The organism is Schaalia odontolytica (genome assembly GCF_005696695.1).
GTDB classification, from domain to species: Bacteria; Actinomycetota; Actinomycetes; order Actinomycetales; family Actinomycetaceae; genus Pauljensenia; species Pauljensenia odontolytica_C.
Genome location: NZ_CP040006.1, coordinates 1,814,352 through 1,830,993, shown reverse-complemented (window position 1 = coordinate 1,830,993; position 16,642 = coordinate 1,814,352). Strand labels below are relative to the sequence as shown.

Below are 16,642 nucleotides of genomic sequence, written 5' to 3'. Positions count from 1 at the left end.
AGAAAACTCGCGTAAGGAGAAAACGATGACTCTGACGGTGACCACCGTGAACCTGAACGGCATCCGAGCCGCCCACAAGCGCGGCTTCCTCGACTGGCTGGAGGCGAGCGATACGGATGTGCTGCTCATGCAGGAGGTGCGTGCGCCCGAGGAGATCTCCCGCGAGATCATGGGCGAGGACTGGGAGAGCGTGTGGGTTCCCTGCCGCATCAAGGGGCGCGCGGGCGTGGGCGTAGCAGTGCGACGCGGGCGCGCGGTCCTGGAGGGTGAGCCGCGCCTGATTCTCGACGAGGCCGAGACGGACGTGGATTCGGGCCGCTGGCTCGAGGCCGTCGTGCGTCCCGAGGGCGGCGACACCCCCGTGCGCGTCGTCTCCGCATACTTCCACTCGGGCGAGAAGGATACCCCCAAGCAGGAGGCCAAGATGGCGCACCTGCCCCGCATCGGCGCACGCATGGCAGAGCTGATTGCTGAAGAGGCCGCCGGTGGCATCTCTTCCCTCGTGTGCGGCGACTTCAACGTCGTGCGCTCGGAGGCCGACATCAAGAACTGGAAGCCGAACCACAACAAGCGCGCCGGCGTCCTCGACGAGGAGATTGCTTTCCTCAACCAGTGGGTGGAGGAGGGGTGGCGCGATACCGTGCGCGACCTGGCCGGCGACGTGCAGGGCCCCTACTCGTGGTGGTCATGGCGAGGTCAGGCCTTCGTCAACAACGCGGGCTGGCGCATCGACTACCAGTACGCGACGCCCGCCCTGGGCGAGCGCGCGCGTTCCTTCGAGATCGGCCGCGCCGACGAGTACGCGGAGCGCTTCTCGGATCACGCGCCGGTCTCCGTGACCTACGAGATCTGACGTTTTATCGACGAGGCCGCGGCCTGGGAGTCCTTCCCGGGCCGCGGCCTTTCGTGTGTGCGCTGAGGTGCCCGTGAATGGCCGGTGCCTCCGGCGCCCGGAACGCCAGCGTGCAAAGGCTTGGTAAGCAGCGAATTAGTGCCCGGAGGCGTCGAAGTCGAACAGTGCCATCGAGGAGTAGATGCCCGACGGGTCGATGCGGTCCAGGCGGAAACCGGGAACGATCCACGAGGCCTCGACGGTCGCTCCGATATCGAGTGCCATGTCCAGGGCGACGTCGTCCACGTCCTGTGCCAGAGTCACGTGAGGGTGATACGGAAAGCGCATCTCGTGGTCGAGGGGGCCGGAGCGGATCTCCTCGGCGAGGTACGTACAGTCGGAGGCGCCTTCGGCCAGCGTCATGAAAGCGACGTTGGAGACGGGGCGGAAGGAATCGGTGCCCGACAGGGTGACGCGGAAGGGGGAATGCCTCGAGGCGATGGAGCGCAGGTGGTCGATGACCTCGGCGCGTGCCTCGCGTGCGACGGGCGTGGGTGGCATCAGCGTGATGTGCGCGGGGATGCGTGATCCCGCAAGGTCTCCCAGGCGCAGGCGCAGGTCGGTGAGCTGTGTGACCCACGGTTCGGGGATCGCGACGACGACGCCGAGCCAGTCCTGGCCGGGGAGTCGTTGGGGGAGGAACATGGGGCCTGCCTGTGTCGCGGTTGTGGTGGCTCCACTGTACCGGGTGTTGGGGCGGGTTCGATGAGGCCGTAGCGCTTGAAGGGTGTGAGGGCGTTCACGTAGCCTTGTGGAAGTGAGACCAAGGAGGATCTTGTGACTGATCTCGTGTGGGCCGACGCCGCTACTCCCGATGAAGGGGCCGCGCAGGCCACAGACCTGTTCCGTGACGCGTTTGGCTACGAGCCTCGGGGCGTGTGGAGCGCGCCCGGGCGCGTCAACATCATCGGCGAGCACGTGGACTACAACGGTGGTCCGTGCGTTCCGATCGCACTGCCGCACCGCGCCTACGTGGCGCTGTCGCCTCGTGAGGATCGGACGATTCGCCTGATTTCGCCGCAGACGCGCGAGGCGATCGACGTCCTCGATCTCGACGTGATCGGCCCGAAGGGGACCTCTGGCGAGGTCGCCAACCATTGGACCGCCTATCTCGCCGGTGTCGCGTGGGCCCTCGAGCAGGCGGGATACGGGCCGCTGCCCGGTTTTGACGCGGCCCTGTGGTCGTGTGTGCCCTTGGGAGGTGGCCTGTCGTCGAGCGCCGCGCTCGAGTGTGCGACCGCGGTTGCCCTCGACGAGGTGTGCTCGCTGGGTCTTGCGGGCACGATCGAGGCCCCCAACGACGAGGGGCGCAAGGTGCTCGTGGATGCCGCCCGCGCCGCGGAAAACCAGGTGGCGGGTGCGAACACGGGTGGCCTGGATCAGACGGCCTCTCTGCGTTGCCGTCAGGGCCATGCGCTGGCCCTCGACTGTCGCGACATGTCGACGCGCCAGGTTCCCTTCGACCTGAGCGCGGTCGGCCTCGAGCTCCTCGTCATCGATACGCGCGCCAAGCATTCGCTGGCGGACGGCCAGTATGGGTCGCGCCGCGCGGACTGCGAGGAGTCGGCGCGCATCCTGGGGGTGGGCCAGCTCGTGGACGTTGAGGACCTCGACGAGGCCACGGCCGCGCTGGGTAATGAGCGCCTGGCCGCGCGCACGCGCCACGTCGTCTCCGAAATCGCGCGCACGCGCGCCTTCATTGAGCTCCTTGACGAGGGGCCGCTCGAGGGGACGCGCCTGGCGGTCGCGGGCGCTCTCCTGAACGATTCGCACGATTCGTTGCGCGACGACTACGAGGTCTCCTGCGAGGAGCTGGATGTGGCCGTGGAGGCTGCCCGCGCTGCGGGCGCGCATGGCGCACGAATGACGGGCGGTGGCTTCGGCGGTAGCGCGATCGCGCTCGTCGACGTGCGCGCCGTCGAGGGTGTGGCACGAGCCGTCGCGGCCGCCTACGCGGAGCGAGGCTGGGAGCCTCCTCACTTCATCCGATCCCTCCCGGGAGCTCCCGCCGGACGCCTGGACTGAGCGATCTGAGACAAACCGAGGGGCCGGTGCTTCAGCATTTGAAGCACCGGCCCCGGCCTCGTTACACTGAGGACCAGCAGACACAAGGGAAGGACATTCCGATGGGGATCAGCAAACGAGCATGGCAGGTAGCGGGCGCAGCAGCCGGCGGCGCGAGCCTCTTCGGCGGCGGCCTGGCGATTGGACGCCTCCTGCGGCTGGATTCCCAGCGCGGTGACTACCGCAAGGCATGGGAGAACCACAACCTGGCGACCCTGGACCGCCTGCGCGAGCTCGACGAGCATCCCGAGGATGAGCGTCCCTACCTGATCGTCTCCCTCGGCGACTCCTCCGTGCAGGGCGTTGGCGCCTCGCGCGTCACCGAGTCCTACCCGGCCCGCCTCGCCTCCTCGATCGCCGCGCAGATGGATCGCGAGGTCCTTCTGCTCAACCTGTCCCTCTCCGGGGCCACGATCGAATCCGTGGAACTCACTCAGATCCCGCAGATGCGCGGCCTGGGCCTGCTGGACGGCCCCTACAGCCCCGACCTGGTGACGCTGACCATCGGCGGCAACGACGTCATGACCGAGGACATGGCCCCCGGCCAGTTCGAAGAGCGCCTGCGTCGAGTCCTCGCCGTCCTGCCTGCCGACGCGCTCGTCTCCACGATCCCGTCCTTCGGCATCATGCCCCAGGAAAGTCGCGCGCAGGACATGTCCGACCGCATCGCGGCCGCCGTCTCCGACAGCGACGCGCACCCGGTCGACCTGCGTTCCCTCACCCAGGAATACTCCCTGCCGACCTACACCTTCGCCTACCACGCTGCGGACTTCTTCCACCCGAATTCGGCGGCCTACACCAAGTGGGCACAGCTCTTCGCAGACGCGTGGGCCACGTCTCGACGTGAGGCAGCCCCCGTCGTCGAGGACGCCCCCCAGTGGGACATGCTCTCGGCGCGGGTGGCACAATCGGAGTATGACGACTGACGGACCGTGGCTCGTCGTCGGGTTAGGTAACCCCGGCGCGCAGTATGCCTCCACCCGACATAACGTCGGGTACTTGACCCTCGACGTGCTCGCCTCGCGCGGCGGCGCGACCCTCACCTCGCACCGCTCGCGCACGCACACCGCCGACGTCCGCTTAGGGATCGGCCCCGGCGGCGTGCCTGGACCCCGCGTGATTCTCGCGCGCTCCGACAGCTACATGAACACCTCCGGTGGGCCGATCAGTGCGCTCGCCACCTTCCACAAGATCGAGCCCTCGCGCATCCTCGTCATCCACGACGACATGGACCTGCCCGCGCACACGCTGCGCCTCAAGGTCGGCGGGGGAGAGGGCGGCCATAACGGCCTGAAGTCCCTCAGTCAGCACCTGGGCACGCGTGACTACGCCCGGCTGCGCATCGGCGTGGGCCGCCCGCCGGGGCGCATGGACCCCGCCGACTACGTGCTCGCCCCCCTGCCCTCCAAGGAACGCCCCGACTGGGACGTGACCTTCGAGCAGGCCGCAGACGTCGTCGAAGACATCGTGACCAAGGGATTCGCCCCCACCCAGATGGCCCTGCACACCGGGTCCTGATCGAGGCGGCGACCCTTGGGCGTCGCCGCGCACCCTCACCGCGAAAGGCAGCGCGTGCTACTCACCGGACTCCTCCCGGACATCACCACCGATCCCGCGATCGAGACGGCCATCGACTCCGTCGAAGCCGGCCGTTCCGGCACGATCGTCGCGCCCGTCGGCATCCGGCCGCCTCTCCTTGCGGCCGTCGCCTCGCGCGCGGCCACGCCCCTCGTCGTCCTCACGGCCACCGGGCGCGACGCCGAATCGCTGACCAACGCCCTGGCCTCGTGGATCCCGGGCGTCGCCATGCTGCCCGCGTGGGAGACCCTGCCCCACGAGCGCCTCTCGCCCCAGGTCGATACGATGGCGCGTCGCATCGCCGTCCTGCGCCGCCTCGTCCACCCGATCACGGGAGACGACAGTGCGGGCCCGGTTTCGGTCCTCGTCGTCCCCATCCGCGCCTTCCTCCAGCCGATCATCTCCGGCCTGGCGGACCTCGAACCCGTGCGTGTGCGCAGCGGCGACATTCTCGACCTCACCGAGACCATGAACCGCCTGGCTGAGCTGGGCTACGAGCGCGTCGACATGGTCGAAGGCCGCGGCCAGATGAGCGTGCGCGGCGGCATCCTCGACGTCTTCCCGCCCCAGGAACCCCACCCCCTGCGCGTGGAGCTGTGGGGCGACGAGGTCGACGACATCCGCGCCTTCTCCGTCTCCGATCAGCGAACCCTCGGCGAGGCCGCCGACGGCCTGTGGGCCGTCCCCTGCCGAGAACTCCTCCTCACTCAGGCCGTGCGTGCGCGCGCCCGCGAGGCCGCCGACCGCCTGCCCGGCGCCGCCGAGATGCTCAGCCTCGCCGCCGAGGGAATCGCCGCCCCCGGCATTGAATCCCTGGCTCCGATCCTCGTGGGCGGCATGGAGTCCCTCCTCGACCTGCTGCCCGCGGGATCGCCGATCCTCGCCTCCGACCCCGAACGCATCCGCGCCCGCGCCGCCGACCTCGTCGCCACGACCGAGGAGTTCCTCGCCGCCGCGTGGAGCGCCGCCGCCGGGGGAGCAGACACCCCGCTCGAGGCGTCCAAGGCCTCGTTCCTCGACCTGGCCGACCTGTGGGGGAGCGGGAAGCGCCCCTGGTGGGAGCTCACCGACCTGCCGCCCGCCGACCTCGCCTCCGCGATCGACGAGGCCGAGGCCGACTCGCCCTCAGCGGACGGCCCCGCGCCCGTCGTTGTCTCGCCCACCCTCATGCGCGTGGGCGCCCGAGACGTGCACCCCTACCGCGGAGACTTCGCCCGAGCCGCCGCCGACCTCACCGACCTGGCCCGCGACGGCTGGCGCATCGTCGTCACCACCGAAGGCCCCGGCCCGGGTCGACGCATCCGCTCCATCCTCACCGACGCCTCGTGCCCGGCCGCGCTCGCGGACAACGTGGAAGCGCGCCCCGATCCCGGCCTCGTGACTATTACGACGGCGCAGGCCGGCGTCGGTTTCGTCGCGCCCCACCTGAAGATCGCGATCCTTACCGAAGGCGACCTCACCGGGCGAGCGGGCGCGTCCACGCGCGACATGCGGCGTATGCCTTCGCGCAGGCGCAAGGGCGTCGACCCGCTGACCCTGCACCCCGGGGACTACATCGTCCACGACCAGCACGGTATCGGACGCTTCATCGAGCTCGTCTCCCGCACGATCGGGCGTGGGGATGCCGCCTCGACGCGCGACTACCTGGTCATCGAATACGCGCCCTCCAAGCGCGGCCAGCCCGCCGACCGGCTCTTCGTGCCCACCGACGCGCTGGACCAAATCTCGAAGTACACCGGATCCGACGAGCCCTCCCTGACCAAGATGGGCGGCGCCGACTGGGCCAAGACCAAGGCCCGCGCCAAGAAGGCCGTCAACGAGGTCGCCAAGGAACTCATCCGCCTGTACGCCGTGCGCCAGCAGACCAAGGGCCACGCTTTCGGCCCCGACACGCCCTGGCAGCGCGAACTCGAAGACGCCTTCCCCTACGTCGAGACCCCCGACCAGCTCGTCACCATCGACGAGGTCAAGGCCGACATGGAAAAGCCTGTCCCCATGGACCGCCTGCTCACCGGCGACGTCGGCTACGGCAAGACCGAGATCGCCGTGCGCGCCGCCTTCAAGGCCATCCAGGACGGCTATCAGGCCGCCGTCCTCGTGCCCACGACCCTGCTGGTCACCCAGCACGCGGAGACCTTCGCCGAACGCTACGCCGGCTTCCCCGTGCGCATCGGCACGCTCTCGCGCTTCTCGACCCCGAAGGAAACCGAGGAGGTCAAGGCGGGGCTGGCCTCGGGCGAGGTCGACCTGGTGATCGGCACCCACTCGCTGCTGACCGGCACCGTTTCGTTCAAGAAGCTCGGCCTGGTCATCATCGACGAGGAGCAGCGCTTCGGCGTCGAGCACAAGGAGACGCTCAAGGCCCTGCGCACCGACGTCGACGTCCTGTCGATGTCCGCCACCCCGATCCCGCGCACCCTCGAGATGGCGATCTCCGGCATCCGAGAGATGTCGATCCTCCAGACCCCGCCCGAGGAACGCCAGCCGGTCCTGACTTTCGTCGGCGCCTACACGGACGCCCAGGTTAGCGCCGCGATCCGACGCGAGCTCCTGCGCGACGGCCAGGTCTTCTACGTGCACAATCGCGTCGACTCGATCTCCTCGGTCGCCGCCCACATCACCGAGCTGGTTCCCGAGGCACGCGTGCGCACCGCCCACGGAAAGATGAACGAGCACCAGCTCGAGGCCGTCATTCAGGACTTCTGGAACCACGAGTTCGACGTCCTCGTGTGTACGACCATCGTCGAAACCGGCCTGGACATTTCCAACGCGAATACGCTCATCGTGGACCGCGCCGACACCTTCGGCCTGTCCCAGCTCCACCAGCTGCGCGGTCGTGTCGGACGAGGCCGCGAACGCGCCTACGCGTACTTCTTCTACCCCGGCGACAAGGCGCTCACCGAGACCGCGCACGAGCGCCTCAAGACGATCGCCGCGAACACCGAGCTGGGGGCCGGCCTGGCCGTCGCTCAGCGCGACCTTGAGATCCGAGGCGCCGGCAACCTCCTGGGTGGGGCGCAGTCCGGCCACGTGGAGGGCGTCGGATTCGACCTCTACGTGCGCATGGTCTCCGACGCTGTCGCCGCCTACCGAGGCGACGCTCCCACCGAAAAGACCGACGTGCGCATGGACCTGCAGGTCGACGCGCACATTCCCGACGGCTACGTGCGCGGCGAACGCCTGCGCCTCGAGGTCTACGCCAAGATCGCGGCAATCTCCACGCCCGAACAGGAAGCGGACGTGCGCGAGGAACTCGTCGACCGATACGGTCCCATCCCGCCCCAGGTCGACCTGCTCTTCGCCGTCGCGCGGCTGCGCGAGATCGTGCGACGCGCGGGGATTACCGAGATCGTCACGCAGGGCAAGTACCTGCGCGTCTCGCCCGTCGAACTGCGCGATTCCCAGGTCATGCGTCTCAAGCGCCTGCACCCCGGAACGGTCATCAAAGCCGCCGTTCGCCAGGTTCTCGTGCCGCTACCGCTTACCTCGCGAGTCGGCGGTTCGCCGCTCACCGACGGCCCGCTCCTGGAGTGGGTGGAGACTCTGGTGACCAAGATTCTTGTGCCTTTTGGCGAGTAGTGCCTGTGGTGGAATACACTGGTCCTATTGCGTCGCAACACATCTGAGGAAGGAATGCTCGTGCGCTACACACGCCAGCTCACCACCGCCGCCCTGATTGTGGCTGCAGGACTGGGAATGGGGGCGTGCTCCGCCCATCCCGGCGCTGCCGTCAGCACCAACAACGGCGACTACAGCATCGCGGAAGTTAACGAGGCCGTGAGCCAGATCGCCACAGTGACGGCTGGAAAGTCTTCCATTGATGCGTACGAGGTGCGCGTTCGCCTGATCAACGAGCCGCAGCTCGTCGCAGTGGCTGACTCAGTGGGCCTCAGTGTGACCGACGAGCAGATCGACCAGGCTCTTGAGCAGGCTGCGGCGCAGACCGGCGCTCAGGTGCCCGCGATCGGGCGCGGCACGCGAGCGACCGTGCGTTCCGTGCTCCTGAATCAGCAGCTCAGCCAGTTCGCTCAGATGAACCCGGCGGCCGTGCCTGCCATGAACGAGACCCTCGAGCAGGCTCGCGTCAAGGCGAACGCGCAGATTAATCCGCGTTTCGCACAGCCCTCCCTGGGTGGAGGCCAGGCACCGACCATGCCCCTCTTTGGTGACGCCGTATCTGGAGCCAAGGACGATCCCACGGCCGCGCTCCTGGGTGGCAGCGCTCACTGAACCTTGTGAGTATTCGCTCACAGCTTCTCCGGCAGGGACTAATGTCGCTTGTCCGGGCACATAACCGGGGTTGATAGCCCCAAAAACCACAACGTCCCCCTCGCCGGGGGTGACCACATATGGCGGTCCGTATTACCGTTGTACTGACCGCTTCCACGCAACAACATCGATTGGAGAATGACGTGGCAGTTATTGAAGGCATTGGTGCACGCGAGATCCTCGACTCGCGCGGTAACCCGACCGTTGAGGTTGAGGTCGTCCTCGAGGACGGCACCGCTGCGCGCGCGTCCGTTCCCTCCGGCGCGTCCACCGGCGCGTTCGAGGCCGTCGAGCGTCGCGATGGCGACAAGGGCCGCTACCTCGGCAAGGGCGTCCAGGACGCCGTTGACGCCGTCGTCGAGCAGATCGCCCCCGAGCTCATCGGCGAGGAAGCTGACGATCAGCGCTACATCGACCAGGCCATGATCGACCTGGACGGCACCCCCAACAAGGGCAAGCTCGGCGCGAACGCCATCCTCGGCGTCTCCCTCGCCGTCGCCAAGGCTGCCGCGAAGTACGCGGACCTGCCCCTCTACAAGTACCTGGGCGGCCCGAACGCTCACGTCCTGCCCGTCCCCATGATGAACATCCTCAACGGTGGCTCCCACGCGGACTCCAACGTTGACATCCAGGAGTTCATGATCGCCCCCATCGGCGCTCCCTCCTTCCGTGAGGCTCTGCGCTGGGGCGCCGAGGTCTACCACACGCTCAAGGGCGTCGTGAAGGAGCGCGGCCTGTCCACCGGTCTGGGCGACGAGGGCGGCTTCGCCCCCAACCTGGACTCCAACGCTGAGGCCCTCGACCTGATCGTCTCCGCGATCGAGAAGGCCGGCCTGAAGCCGGGCGAGGACGTCGCCCTGGCCCTGGACGTTGCCTCCTCCGAGTTCTTCAAGGACGGCCTGTACCAGTTCGAGGGCGAAGGCCGCTCGACTGACTACATGGTGGAGTACTACGAGAAGCTCATCTCGAACTACCCGCTGGTTTCCATCGAGGATCCGCTGTCCGAGGACGAGTGGGATGCCTGGAAGGCCCTGACCTCCGAGATCGGTGGCCGCGTCCAGCTGGTCGGCGACGACCTGTTCGTCACCAACCCCGCTCGCCTGAAGAAGGGCATCGAGCTGGGCGCCGCGAACGCGCTGCTCGTCAAGGTGAACCAGATCGGTTCGCTGACCGAGACCCTCGACGCCGTCGAGGAAGCGCACCGCAACGGCTACCGTTCGATGACCTCGCACCGCTCCGGCGAGACCGAGGACACCACGATCGCCGACCTGGCCGTCGCCACCAACTCCGGCCAGATCAAGACCGGTGCTCCCGCTCGTTCCGAGCGCGTCGCCAAGTACAACCAGCTGCTGCGCATCGAGGAGCAGCTGGGCGAGGCCGCCGTTTACGCCGGCCGCTCTGCCTTCCCTCGCTTCAAGTGAGCCTAGGCAACTAGCCGCATAGCTCCGCGCGGGCCCGACAGGGTCCGCGCGGAGTTTTTTCGGCGTGGGGCTGAGCCAAAGACGTCAATTTAGGGCACGATAGAAGAATGGCTAGCCGTCGTCCTTCTTCCCGCCCCTCTCCGCGTCGTCGCTCCTCCGCTTCGGAGGCAGCGCGTACGACGCGTGAGATCAACGCGGAAAAGTCGCGCCAGCGCAGGGCGGCCGCGAAGGCTTCGAAGTCCTCGAAGGGGGCCGAGGCCTCGGCGAAGCGCCAGAAGACGGCCCGGGGTGCGCAGAAGAATGAGGGGGCAAAGCGCAGCTTTTTCCGCAGGAATAAGGGTGGCGAGAAGGGCGCGTCGCGCTCTTCGTTTGTGCGCCCCGCCGCGGAGGGCTCCTCGGTCCTGTCCATCGGTGGCCTCGATGTGTCCACGCGACTTCTCGTTGTCCTGATCGTCGCCGCGATCCTGTCGGTCATGCTGGTGCCCAGCCTCTACCAGTGGTGGCAGCAGGAGCGTGAACTGGCGCAGATCAAGACGCAGGTCGCCGAGCAACAGCAGAAGAATGCCGACATGCAGCGTCAGCTCGACCTGTGGAATGACCCCGACTACATCTCTACTCAGGCGCGCGAGCGCCTCGGATTCGTTCGCCCCGGTGAGACCCAATACACGGTGGTGGATCCGGGGCCGCAATACCAGGACTCGGCGCTGGCGGCCGCAGCGGCTTCCACCGGACCGGCGCGCCCCTGGGTGCAGCAGCTCGGTATCCTAGTGGGGAAGGCGGACCAGCCGCCGAGCGCGACGCCTATCCCGTCGGCTGAGACCAGCCAGTCGGGCCAGGCCCCCACCACCAGCCAAGAAAGCGGAGAATGAGCCTCGTTAACACCACCGACGCCACTGAAGAGGACCTGGAGGTCCTGCGTTCCCAGCTGGGCCGCGTGCCCCGAGGGGTCGTTGGTATCGCTGCGCGCTGCGTGTGTGGTCGGCCCACGGTCGTGGCCACCGCGCCGCGCCTGCCTGACGGGACGCCGTTCCCCACGACCTACTACCTGACGCACCCGGCAGCAGTGAAGGGCGCTTCCACGCTTGAGGCCGAGCACGTCATGGAGACCCTCAACGAGGAACTCGCCGCCGATGAGGAGCTGCGCGCCGCCTATGCACGCGCCCACGAGGCCTACATTCAGGCGCGCCTGACCCTGGGTGATGTTCCAGAGATTTCGGGCGTGAGCGCCGGCGGAATGCCCACGCGCGTCAAGTGCCTGCACGCCCTCGTCGGCCACTCTCTGGCCGCAGGCCCCGGCGTGAATCCGATCGGGGACCGCGCGCTCGCGATGCTCGACGAGCGTGGCCTGTTCTCCACCTCCCGTTGCTCCTGCTGAGCGCCTTTAGCCCGTGCCCGCCCCGGCCTCGTCCGGGACTCACCCCCGTAGAAACGAAGCGATGACCCGCGTAGCTGCCATTGACTGTGGAACTAATTCGATCCGACTGCTCGTCGCCGATGGACATATCGGCGAGGACGGCCGCCCCCACCTGTGCGATCTGACCCGCCAGATGCGCATCGTGCGCCTTGGGCAGGGCGTGGATGCGCGCGGCTACCTGGATCCCGCGGCGATCGAGCGCACGGTCGAGGCCACGGTCGAGTACCAGCGCATGATCGAGGCCCTGGGCGCGACCCGCACCCGTTTTGTGGCGACCTCCGCCACCCGAGACGCGTCCAACAGCGCGGACTTCGTGCGCCAGATCAAGGCCATCATCGGTGTGGAGCCCGAGGTCGTCGTCGGCACGGAGGAAGCCTCACTGTCCTTCAATGGCGCGGTGAGCGGCCTGGGTGAGTCCGTCACCGCCCCGATGCTGGTCGTCGACATCGGCGGTGGGTCGACGGAGCTGGTGCTGGGTGCGACCCGCGTCGAACAGGCGATTTCGATCGACATGGGCGCCGTGCGCGTCACCGAGAAGTTCTTCTCCCACGTGGATCCGGCGGGCGGCGTGCCTGTCGAGGACCAGGAGCGTGCGATCGCCTGGATCGACGAGCAGCTGGACGGTGCGGAGAAGTCCGTGGACCTGGCGCGCGTGCGCTCCCTCGTGGGCGTTGCGGGAACGGTGACCACCCTGACCGCCCAGGCGCTGGGGCTCACCTCCTACCAGCCCGAGCGCATCCACGGCGCCCGCCTGAGCGCTGCGCAGTTCGAGGAAGCCGTGCGCTTCATGGTCGATCAGCCGACCTCCGTGAAGGCCTCCCTGGGCTTCATGCCCGAGGGGCGCGAGGACGTCATCGCGGCGGGCGCGCTCATCTGGAGCCGCATCGTCACGCGTGTTCTGGCGCGCGCCGAGGCCGCCGGGCACCCGATCGAGCAGGTCGTCACCTCCGAGCACGACATCCTCGACGGCATCGCACAGGCGATGATCTGAGCGGAGCTTGAGGTGCACGCCAGCCTCCCGTAGGCTGGACGTGCGCGTGCGCGCCCCCGTGGCCCAATTGGCAGAGGCAACCGACTTAAAATCGGTGTGTTGTGGGTTCGAGTCCCACCGGGGGTACAGACCAGCGGTGTCATCGACGAGGCCGTGGCCAGTTGGTGGAACTCGCTGCGCGTGTGGACGCCGCGTTGCGCTGCGCGCATAATGGTACGTTTCCCACCCGTGGATGCCTCGTGCGACACTAGAGGCAGTGCATCACTGAATGAGGAGGAAAAATGGCCAACCCGGTGATGAATTCGATCGTCAAGGACTGGTCGACCCAGTCGACGACTCCCGCCGGCTACCCCGAGATGCCGGGGTACCAGCCGGCTTCGGCGCAGGCGCAGAACCCCTACGCGGGTGCGACCAACCCGTACGGCACCCAGCAGGGTGTCGACTATTCGGGGCAGCCGGTCTACGGCGCTCCGCAGGGTAACCCCAGCGCCTACCCGGCTCCGTCCGGTTACGAGGAGCAGATGGCCTCGTACGAGGCGATGATGAACGCTCCCGCGGCCGACGCGGTGGATCGTGGAACGATGACCTACGACGACGTCGTGGTCAAGTCCCTCATGTGCTTCGGCCTGCTCCTCGTGGGCGCGGTCGCCGGATGGATGACGGGCGTCGTTGCGCTGAGCGCTGCCATGCTCGTGGCCTTCGCTGCTTGTGCCGTGACGCTGGGCCTGGGTCTGTTCATCCAGTTCTCGAAGAAGGTCCGCCCGGGTGCGATCGTCGCCTACTCGCTCATTGAGGGCTTCGTTCTCGGCGCGCTGTCCTGCGCCTTCGAAATGATGTACCCGGGCATCGTGGTGAGCGCAGTTCTGGCGACCCTCGTGGTGATTGGTGTGACTCTGGGTGCCTTCACGATGGGCTTCGTGCGCAACTCGAACACGCTCACCCGAGTCGCGGGCATCGGCTCCTTCGCGTTCTTCATCTACTACATGGCGAGCCTGTTCCTGTCGGGCACCGGCCTCGTGAATATGACGGCCGTTCGCAACACCTCCATCTTCGGTATTCCGCTCGGCGTCATTATTGGCGTCCTCGCGGTCTTCATCGGCGTGCTGTGCCTCGTGCGCGACTTCGATGCCGTGAAGGTGGGCGTTGCCAACAACGTGCCTGAGAAGTACTCGTGGCTGTGCACCTTCGCCATCATGACCGACGTCATCTGGATCTACCTCGAGATCCTCAGGATCCTGTCCTACTTCATGCGCCGCGACTGACGCGTCGCTTCACCGACCCTAAGGAAAGACATCATGGAAAACATCTCTGTCGCCGGCGAATTCGGCCGCAAGCCCGCCCTGTCCTTCGACGGCACCCCCTCCGATGAGCTCGTCGTCGAGGTCCTGCACGCTGGTGACGGCCAGGTCGTCGAGGCCGGCGATACGATCACGTGCCACTACTACGGTGCGGTCTTCGGCTCTGACGTCGACTTCGATAACTCCTTCGACCGCGGCGGCGCCCTGTCCTTCCAGATCGGCGTTGGAATGGTCATCCCCGGCTGGGACGAGGGCCTCGTGGGCAAGCGCGTGGGCGACCGCGTCCTGCTGTCCATCCCCTCCGAGCTCGGCTACGGTGAGCGTGGCGTTCCGCAGGCCGGTATCCCCGGCGGCGCGACCCTCGTGTTCGTCACTGACATCCTGGGCGTGAACTGATCTCACGCATGTGGGGCGGGCCGGCACACACGTGCCGGCCCGCCCCACATCTGTGTCACGCGTGGGCTACTTGTGGGGGAGTGCCGGGCAGGCGACACCCGTGCGGGCGTGGCACTCGTAGCCGCCCGGGTTCTTGAACAGGTACTGCTGGTGGTAGTCCTCCGCGTACCAGAAACGTGCGGTGGAGTCCCCGTCGGGTGCGGCAGAAATGACGGTCTGAATCGGGCCGAAACCGCGCTTCGTGAGCACCTCCTGGTAGGCCGCGCGCAGGGCGGTCGCGTCGCGCAGCTGCTCGGGTGTGGTCGTCCAGATCGCAGAGCGGTACTGGTCGCCGATGTCGTTGCCCTGTCCACCCACCTGCGTCGGATCGTGGATCTCAAAGAAGAGTCGAACCAGCTCCGCGGCGCTCGTTTGCGCGGTATCGAAGACAACGCGCACGGTCTCCGCATGACCTGTCGAATGAGAACACACCTGCTCGTACGTCGGGTTGGTCGAATGCCCGCCCATGTAGCCGGTCGCCGTGGTCACGACCCCGGGAGTGTTCCACAGCGCCTTCTCGACGCCCCAGAAGCACCCCGCGGCAAGGTAGATGACCTCCTGGCCCGCCCTGGCCTCGTCCCTCATGTTCGAACCGAGGACTGCGTGCGTGGAGACGTGAACGTTCGTGTGTGCCTGCTTGAAAAACGATGTCATACCTCCCAGTATGCGCCCCTCGTGGCGGGTGAGCGCGCTGCGCGAACGGAAATGCGCGTGCGGGCGAGTACGCTTAGGGGTGAACGAAAAGGAGGGACCGTGGCCGACACTCAGGAACAGCCGCGCTGGAAGCTATCCGACCTCATGGGCAGGCTCTCAGCTGCCCTGCCGTCAAAACACGCAGATGAACCCGCACCCGCGCCCGTCATGGTGTCCGTGCGCGAGGAACACGAGGATGAGCGCGACGTGGCCGCCGCCGTCCCGCGCACCCTTCGCGTCGCCGCGGCGATCTCGTGGCGCACCCTCGTCGTCGCCGGTCTGGTCATGGCCGTCCTGTGGGGCATTTCCCGCCTGACGCTCGTCATCATGCCGGTCGCAATCGCGCTGACGGTGGCGGTTCTTCTGGAGCCCCTCGTCTCCTGGATGCGCCGCCGCCTGCACTTTCCCTCCTCGTTGGCCGCTACCGTCGGCCTGCTGGTCTTCTTCGCCGCCGTTGCGGGCGCGCTGAGCCAGGCCGCCGCCGAACTCATCCAGCAGGTCCCGCAGCTGGCCTCGCAGGCCGCAGACGGCTTCCACGCTCTGCTCGACGCGATTGTGCACAACGAGTTCCTTCAGGACGGCCCGCTCAAGATGGACACGACCGTCCTGACGAATGCAGCCGAGCAGCTGCGTGCCGAGCTGGTGAATTGGCTCAATACCAACAAGGAAACGCTGGCGACCGGCGCCCTGAACATCACCTCCTCGGTGGGCACGCTGGCCACCTCTGGCCTGACCATGCTCTTCTGTCTGTTCTTCTTCCTGAAGGAGGGGCGCTCGATCTGGCTGTGGTGCGTGCGTCTGCTTCCCGCGCCCGCCCGCGTTCCCGTCCACGAGAGCGCGATCCGCGGCTGGGCGACTTTCGGTTCCTACGTGCGCACGCAGATCCAGGTGGCGGCCATCGACGCGATCGGTATTGCGTTGGGCGCGTTCTTCCTGGGCGTGCCCCTGGCCATCCCGATCGGTGTCATCACCTTCTTCGCCGCGTTCGTTCCGATTCTGGGCGCCCTGACGTCCGGCGTCATCGCGGTGCTCGTGGCGGCCGTGAACGGCGGCCTGACGAAGGCAATTATCATGCTGGTGATCATCCTGGTGGTCCAGCAGGTCGAATCAAACATCCTGCAGCCCTTCATGATGTCGAACGCCGTCTCCCTGCACCCCGTCGCCGTCATGCTCGTCATCACCGCCGGATCCGCGATCGCCGGCATCGCTGGCGCGATCTTCTCGGTGCCGATCGCGGCCTTCATCAACGCGACCGTCATGTACCTGCACGGGTATGACCCGATGCCCGAGCTGGCGACCGCCGAGGACCGCCCGGGCGGCCCTCCCGGCATGCTCGAGGAGAAGATCGCCGCCTCCTACGCGGGTAAGCCCGATACGCGCCCGTACGTGGCTCGCGCAGAAGCTGATGAGGACGAGGTCGTAGCGTCCGTGGATCTTCACGTCGAGGCCCGCGTCGAGTCGGAGGAGGACCCCACTTCGGAGGAGGCGCCGGCCGCCGAGAAGCAGAAGCCGGGGGAGCCTCCGACGCCCCACGTGGAGGCGTAAGGCTCGCTCAGGCGCATATGCGAGCGGGTCCCACCGAGTGGT

15 protein-coding genes and 1 tRNA gene are annotated in these 16,642 nt (G+C 67.5%); 14 read left to right on the top strand and 2 right to left on the bottom strand.

What is annotated here, in order from left to right; genetic code table 11:
• Window positions 1-25: 25 nt before the first annotated feature.
• Window positions 26-853, top strand: a complete 828-nt coding sequence (locus FBF35_RS08175; protein ID WP_060565702.1) for an exodeoxyribonuclease III — start codon at window positions 26-28, stop codon at window positions 851-853.
• 135 nt (window positions 854-988) lie between these two features.
• On the opposite strand, the gene FBF35_RS08170 is transcribed toward FBF35_RS08175, so the two are convergent.
• The gene (locus FBF35_RS08170) at window positions 989-1,537 is read right to left on the bottom strand and encodes a 2'-5' RNA ligase family protein (protein WP_060565701.1); all 549 of its coding nucleotides are present in this window, start codon (window positions 1,535-1,537) and stop codon (window positions 989-991) included.
• Between the two features lie 132 nt (window positions 1,538-1,669).
• Here FBF35_RS08170 and galK point away from each other — a divergent pair, with 132 nt between their 5' ends.
• The 12 genes from galK to FBF35_RS08110 all read left to right on the top strand — a co-directional run bounded on the left by galK (window position 1,670) and on the right by FBF35_RS08110 (window position 14,323).
• On the top strand, window positions 1,670-2,917 hold the full coding sequence (gene galK / locus FBF35_RS08165; protein WP_060565700.1) for a galactokinase: 1,248 nt from the start codon (window positions 1,670-1,672) through the stop codon (window positions 2,915-2,917).
• 101 nt (window positions 2,918-3,018) lie between these two features.
• On the top strand, window positions 3,019-3,882 hold the full coding sequence (locus FBF35_RS08160; protein WP_060565699.1) for an SGNH/GDSL hydrolase family protein: 864 nt from the start codon (window positions 3,019-3,021) through the stop codon (window positions 3,880-3,882).
• Window positions 3,872-4,474: an aminoacyl-tRNA hydrolase gene (pth, locus tag FBF35_RS08155; protein WP_060565698.1), complete on the top strand. Its 603-nt coding sequence runs from the start codon at window positions 3,872-3,874 to the stop codon at window positions 4,472-4,474. The genes FBF35_RS08160 and pth overlap by 11 nt, the downstream gene beginning before the upstream one ends.
• A 54-nt stretch (window positions 4,475-4,528) precedes the next feature.
• Window positions 4,529-8,113, top strand: a complete 3,585-nt coding sequence (mfd, locus tag FBF35_RS08150; RefSeq protein WP_060565697.1) for a transcription-repair coupling factor — start codon at window positions 4,529-4,531, stop codon at window positions 8,111-8,113.
• 54 nt (window positions 8,114-8,167) lie between these two features.
• On the top strand, window positions 8,168-8,764 hold the full coding sequence (locus FBF35_RS08145) for a hypothetical protein (RefSeq protein ID WP_060565696.1): 597 nt from the start codon (window positions 8,168-8,170) through the stop codon (window positions 8,762-8,764).
• A 182-nt stretch (window positions 8,765-8,946) separates the two neighbouring features.
• The gene (gene eno, locus FBF35_RS08140; protein ID WP_241772508.1) at window positions 8,947-10,224 is read left to right on the top strand and encodes a phosphopyruvate hydratase; all 1,278 of its coding nucleotides are present in this window, start codon (window positions 8,947-8,949) and stop codon (window positions 10,222-10,224) included.
• Window positions 10,225-10,331: 107 nt separating this feature from the next.
• Entirely contained in the window at window positions 10,332-11,093 is a 762-nt protein-coding gene (locus FBF35_RS08135; protein WP_060565694.1) for an FtsB family cell division protein, read from the top strand.
• Complete coding sequence (locus FBF35_RS08130; protein WP_060565693.1) at window positions 11,090-11,599, top strand: DUF501 domain-containing protein; 510 nt, start codon at window positions 11,090-11,092, stop codon at window positions 11,597-11,599. Before FBF35_RS08135 ends, FBF35_RS08130 begins: the two co-directional genes overlap by 4 nt.
• A 61-nt stretch (window positions 11,600-11,660) precedes the next feature.
• Window positions 11,661-12,629 carry a Ppx/GppA phosphatase family protein gene (locus FBF35_RS08125; RefSeq protein WP_034463892.1) on the top strand — a complete coding sequence of 323 codons (969 nt, stop codon included), beginning with the start codon at window positions 11,661-11,663 and terminating at the stop codon, window positions 12,627-12,629.
• A gap of 52 nt (window positions 12,630-12,681) precedes the next feature.
• Window positions 12,682-12,755: transfer RNA gene (locus FBF35_RS08120), tRNA-Leu, on the top strand.
• Between the two features lie 155 nt (window positions 12,756-12,910).
• Window positions 12,911-13,891 carry a Bax inhibitor-1/YccA family protein gene (locus tag FBF35_RS08115; protein WP_060565692.1) on the top strand — a complete coding sequence of 327 codons (981 nt, stop codon included), beginning with the start codon at window positions 12,911-12,913 and terminating at the stop codon, window positions 13,889-13,891.
• 33 nt (window positions 13,892-13,924) lie between these two features.
• Window positions 13,925-14,323, top strand: a complete 399-nt coding sequence (locus FBF35_RS08110) for an FKBP-type peptidyl-prolyl cis-trans isomerase (RefSeq protein ID WP_034463888.1) — start codon at window positions 13,925-13,927, stop codon at window positions 14,321-14,323.
• A gap of 66 nt (window positions 14,324-14,389) precedes the next feature.
• Here the strand turns inward: FBF35_RS08110 and msrA are convergent, their stop codons facing one another.
• On the bottom strand, window positions 14,390-15,016 hold the full coding sequence (msrA, locus tag FBF35_RS08105; protein ID WP_060565691.1) for a peptide-methionine (S)-S-oxide reductase MsrA: 627 nt from the start codon (window positions 15,014-15,016) through the stop codon (window positions 14,390-14,392).
• A 99-nt stretch (window positions 15,017-15,115) separates the two neighbouring features.
• On the opposite strand from msrA, the gene FBF35_RS08100 reads away from it, so the two are divergent.
• The gene (locus tag FBF35_RS08100; protein WP_060565690.1) at window positions 15,116-16,600 is read left to right on the top strand and encodes an AI-2E family transporter; all 1,485 of its coding nucleotides are present in this window, start codon (window positions 15,116-15,118) and stop codon (window positions 16,598-16,600) included.
• Window positions 16,601-16,642 lie beyond the last annotated feature (42 nt).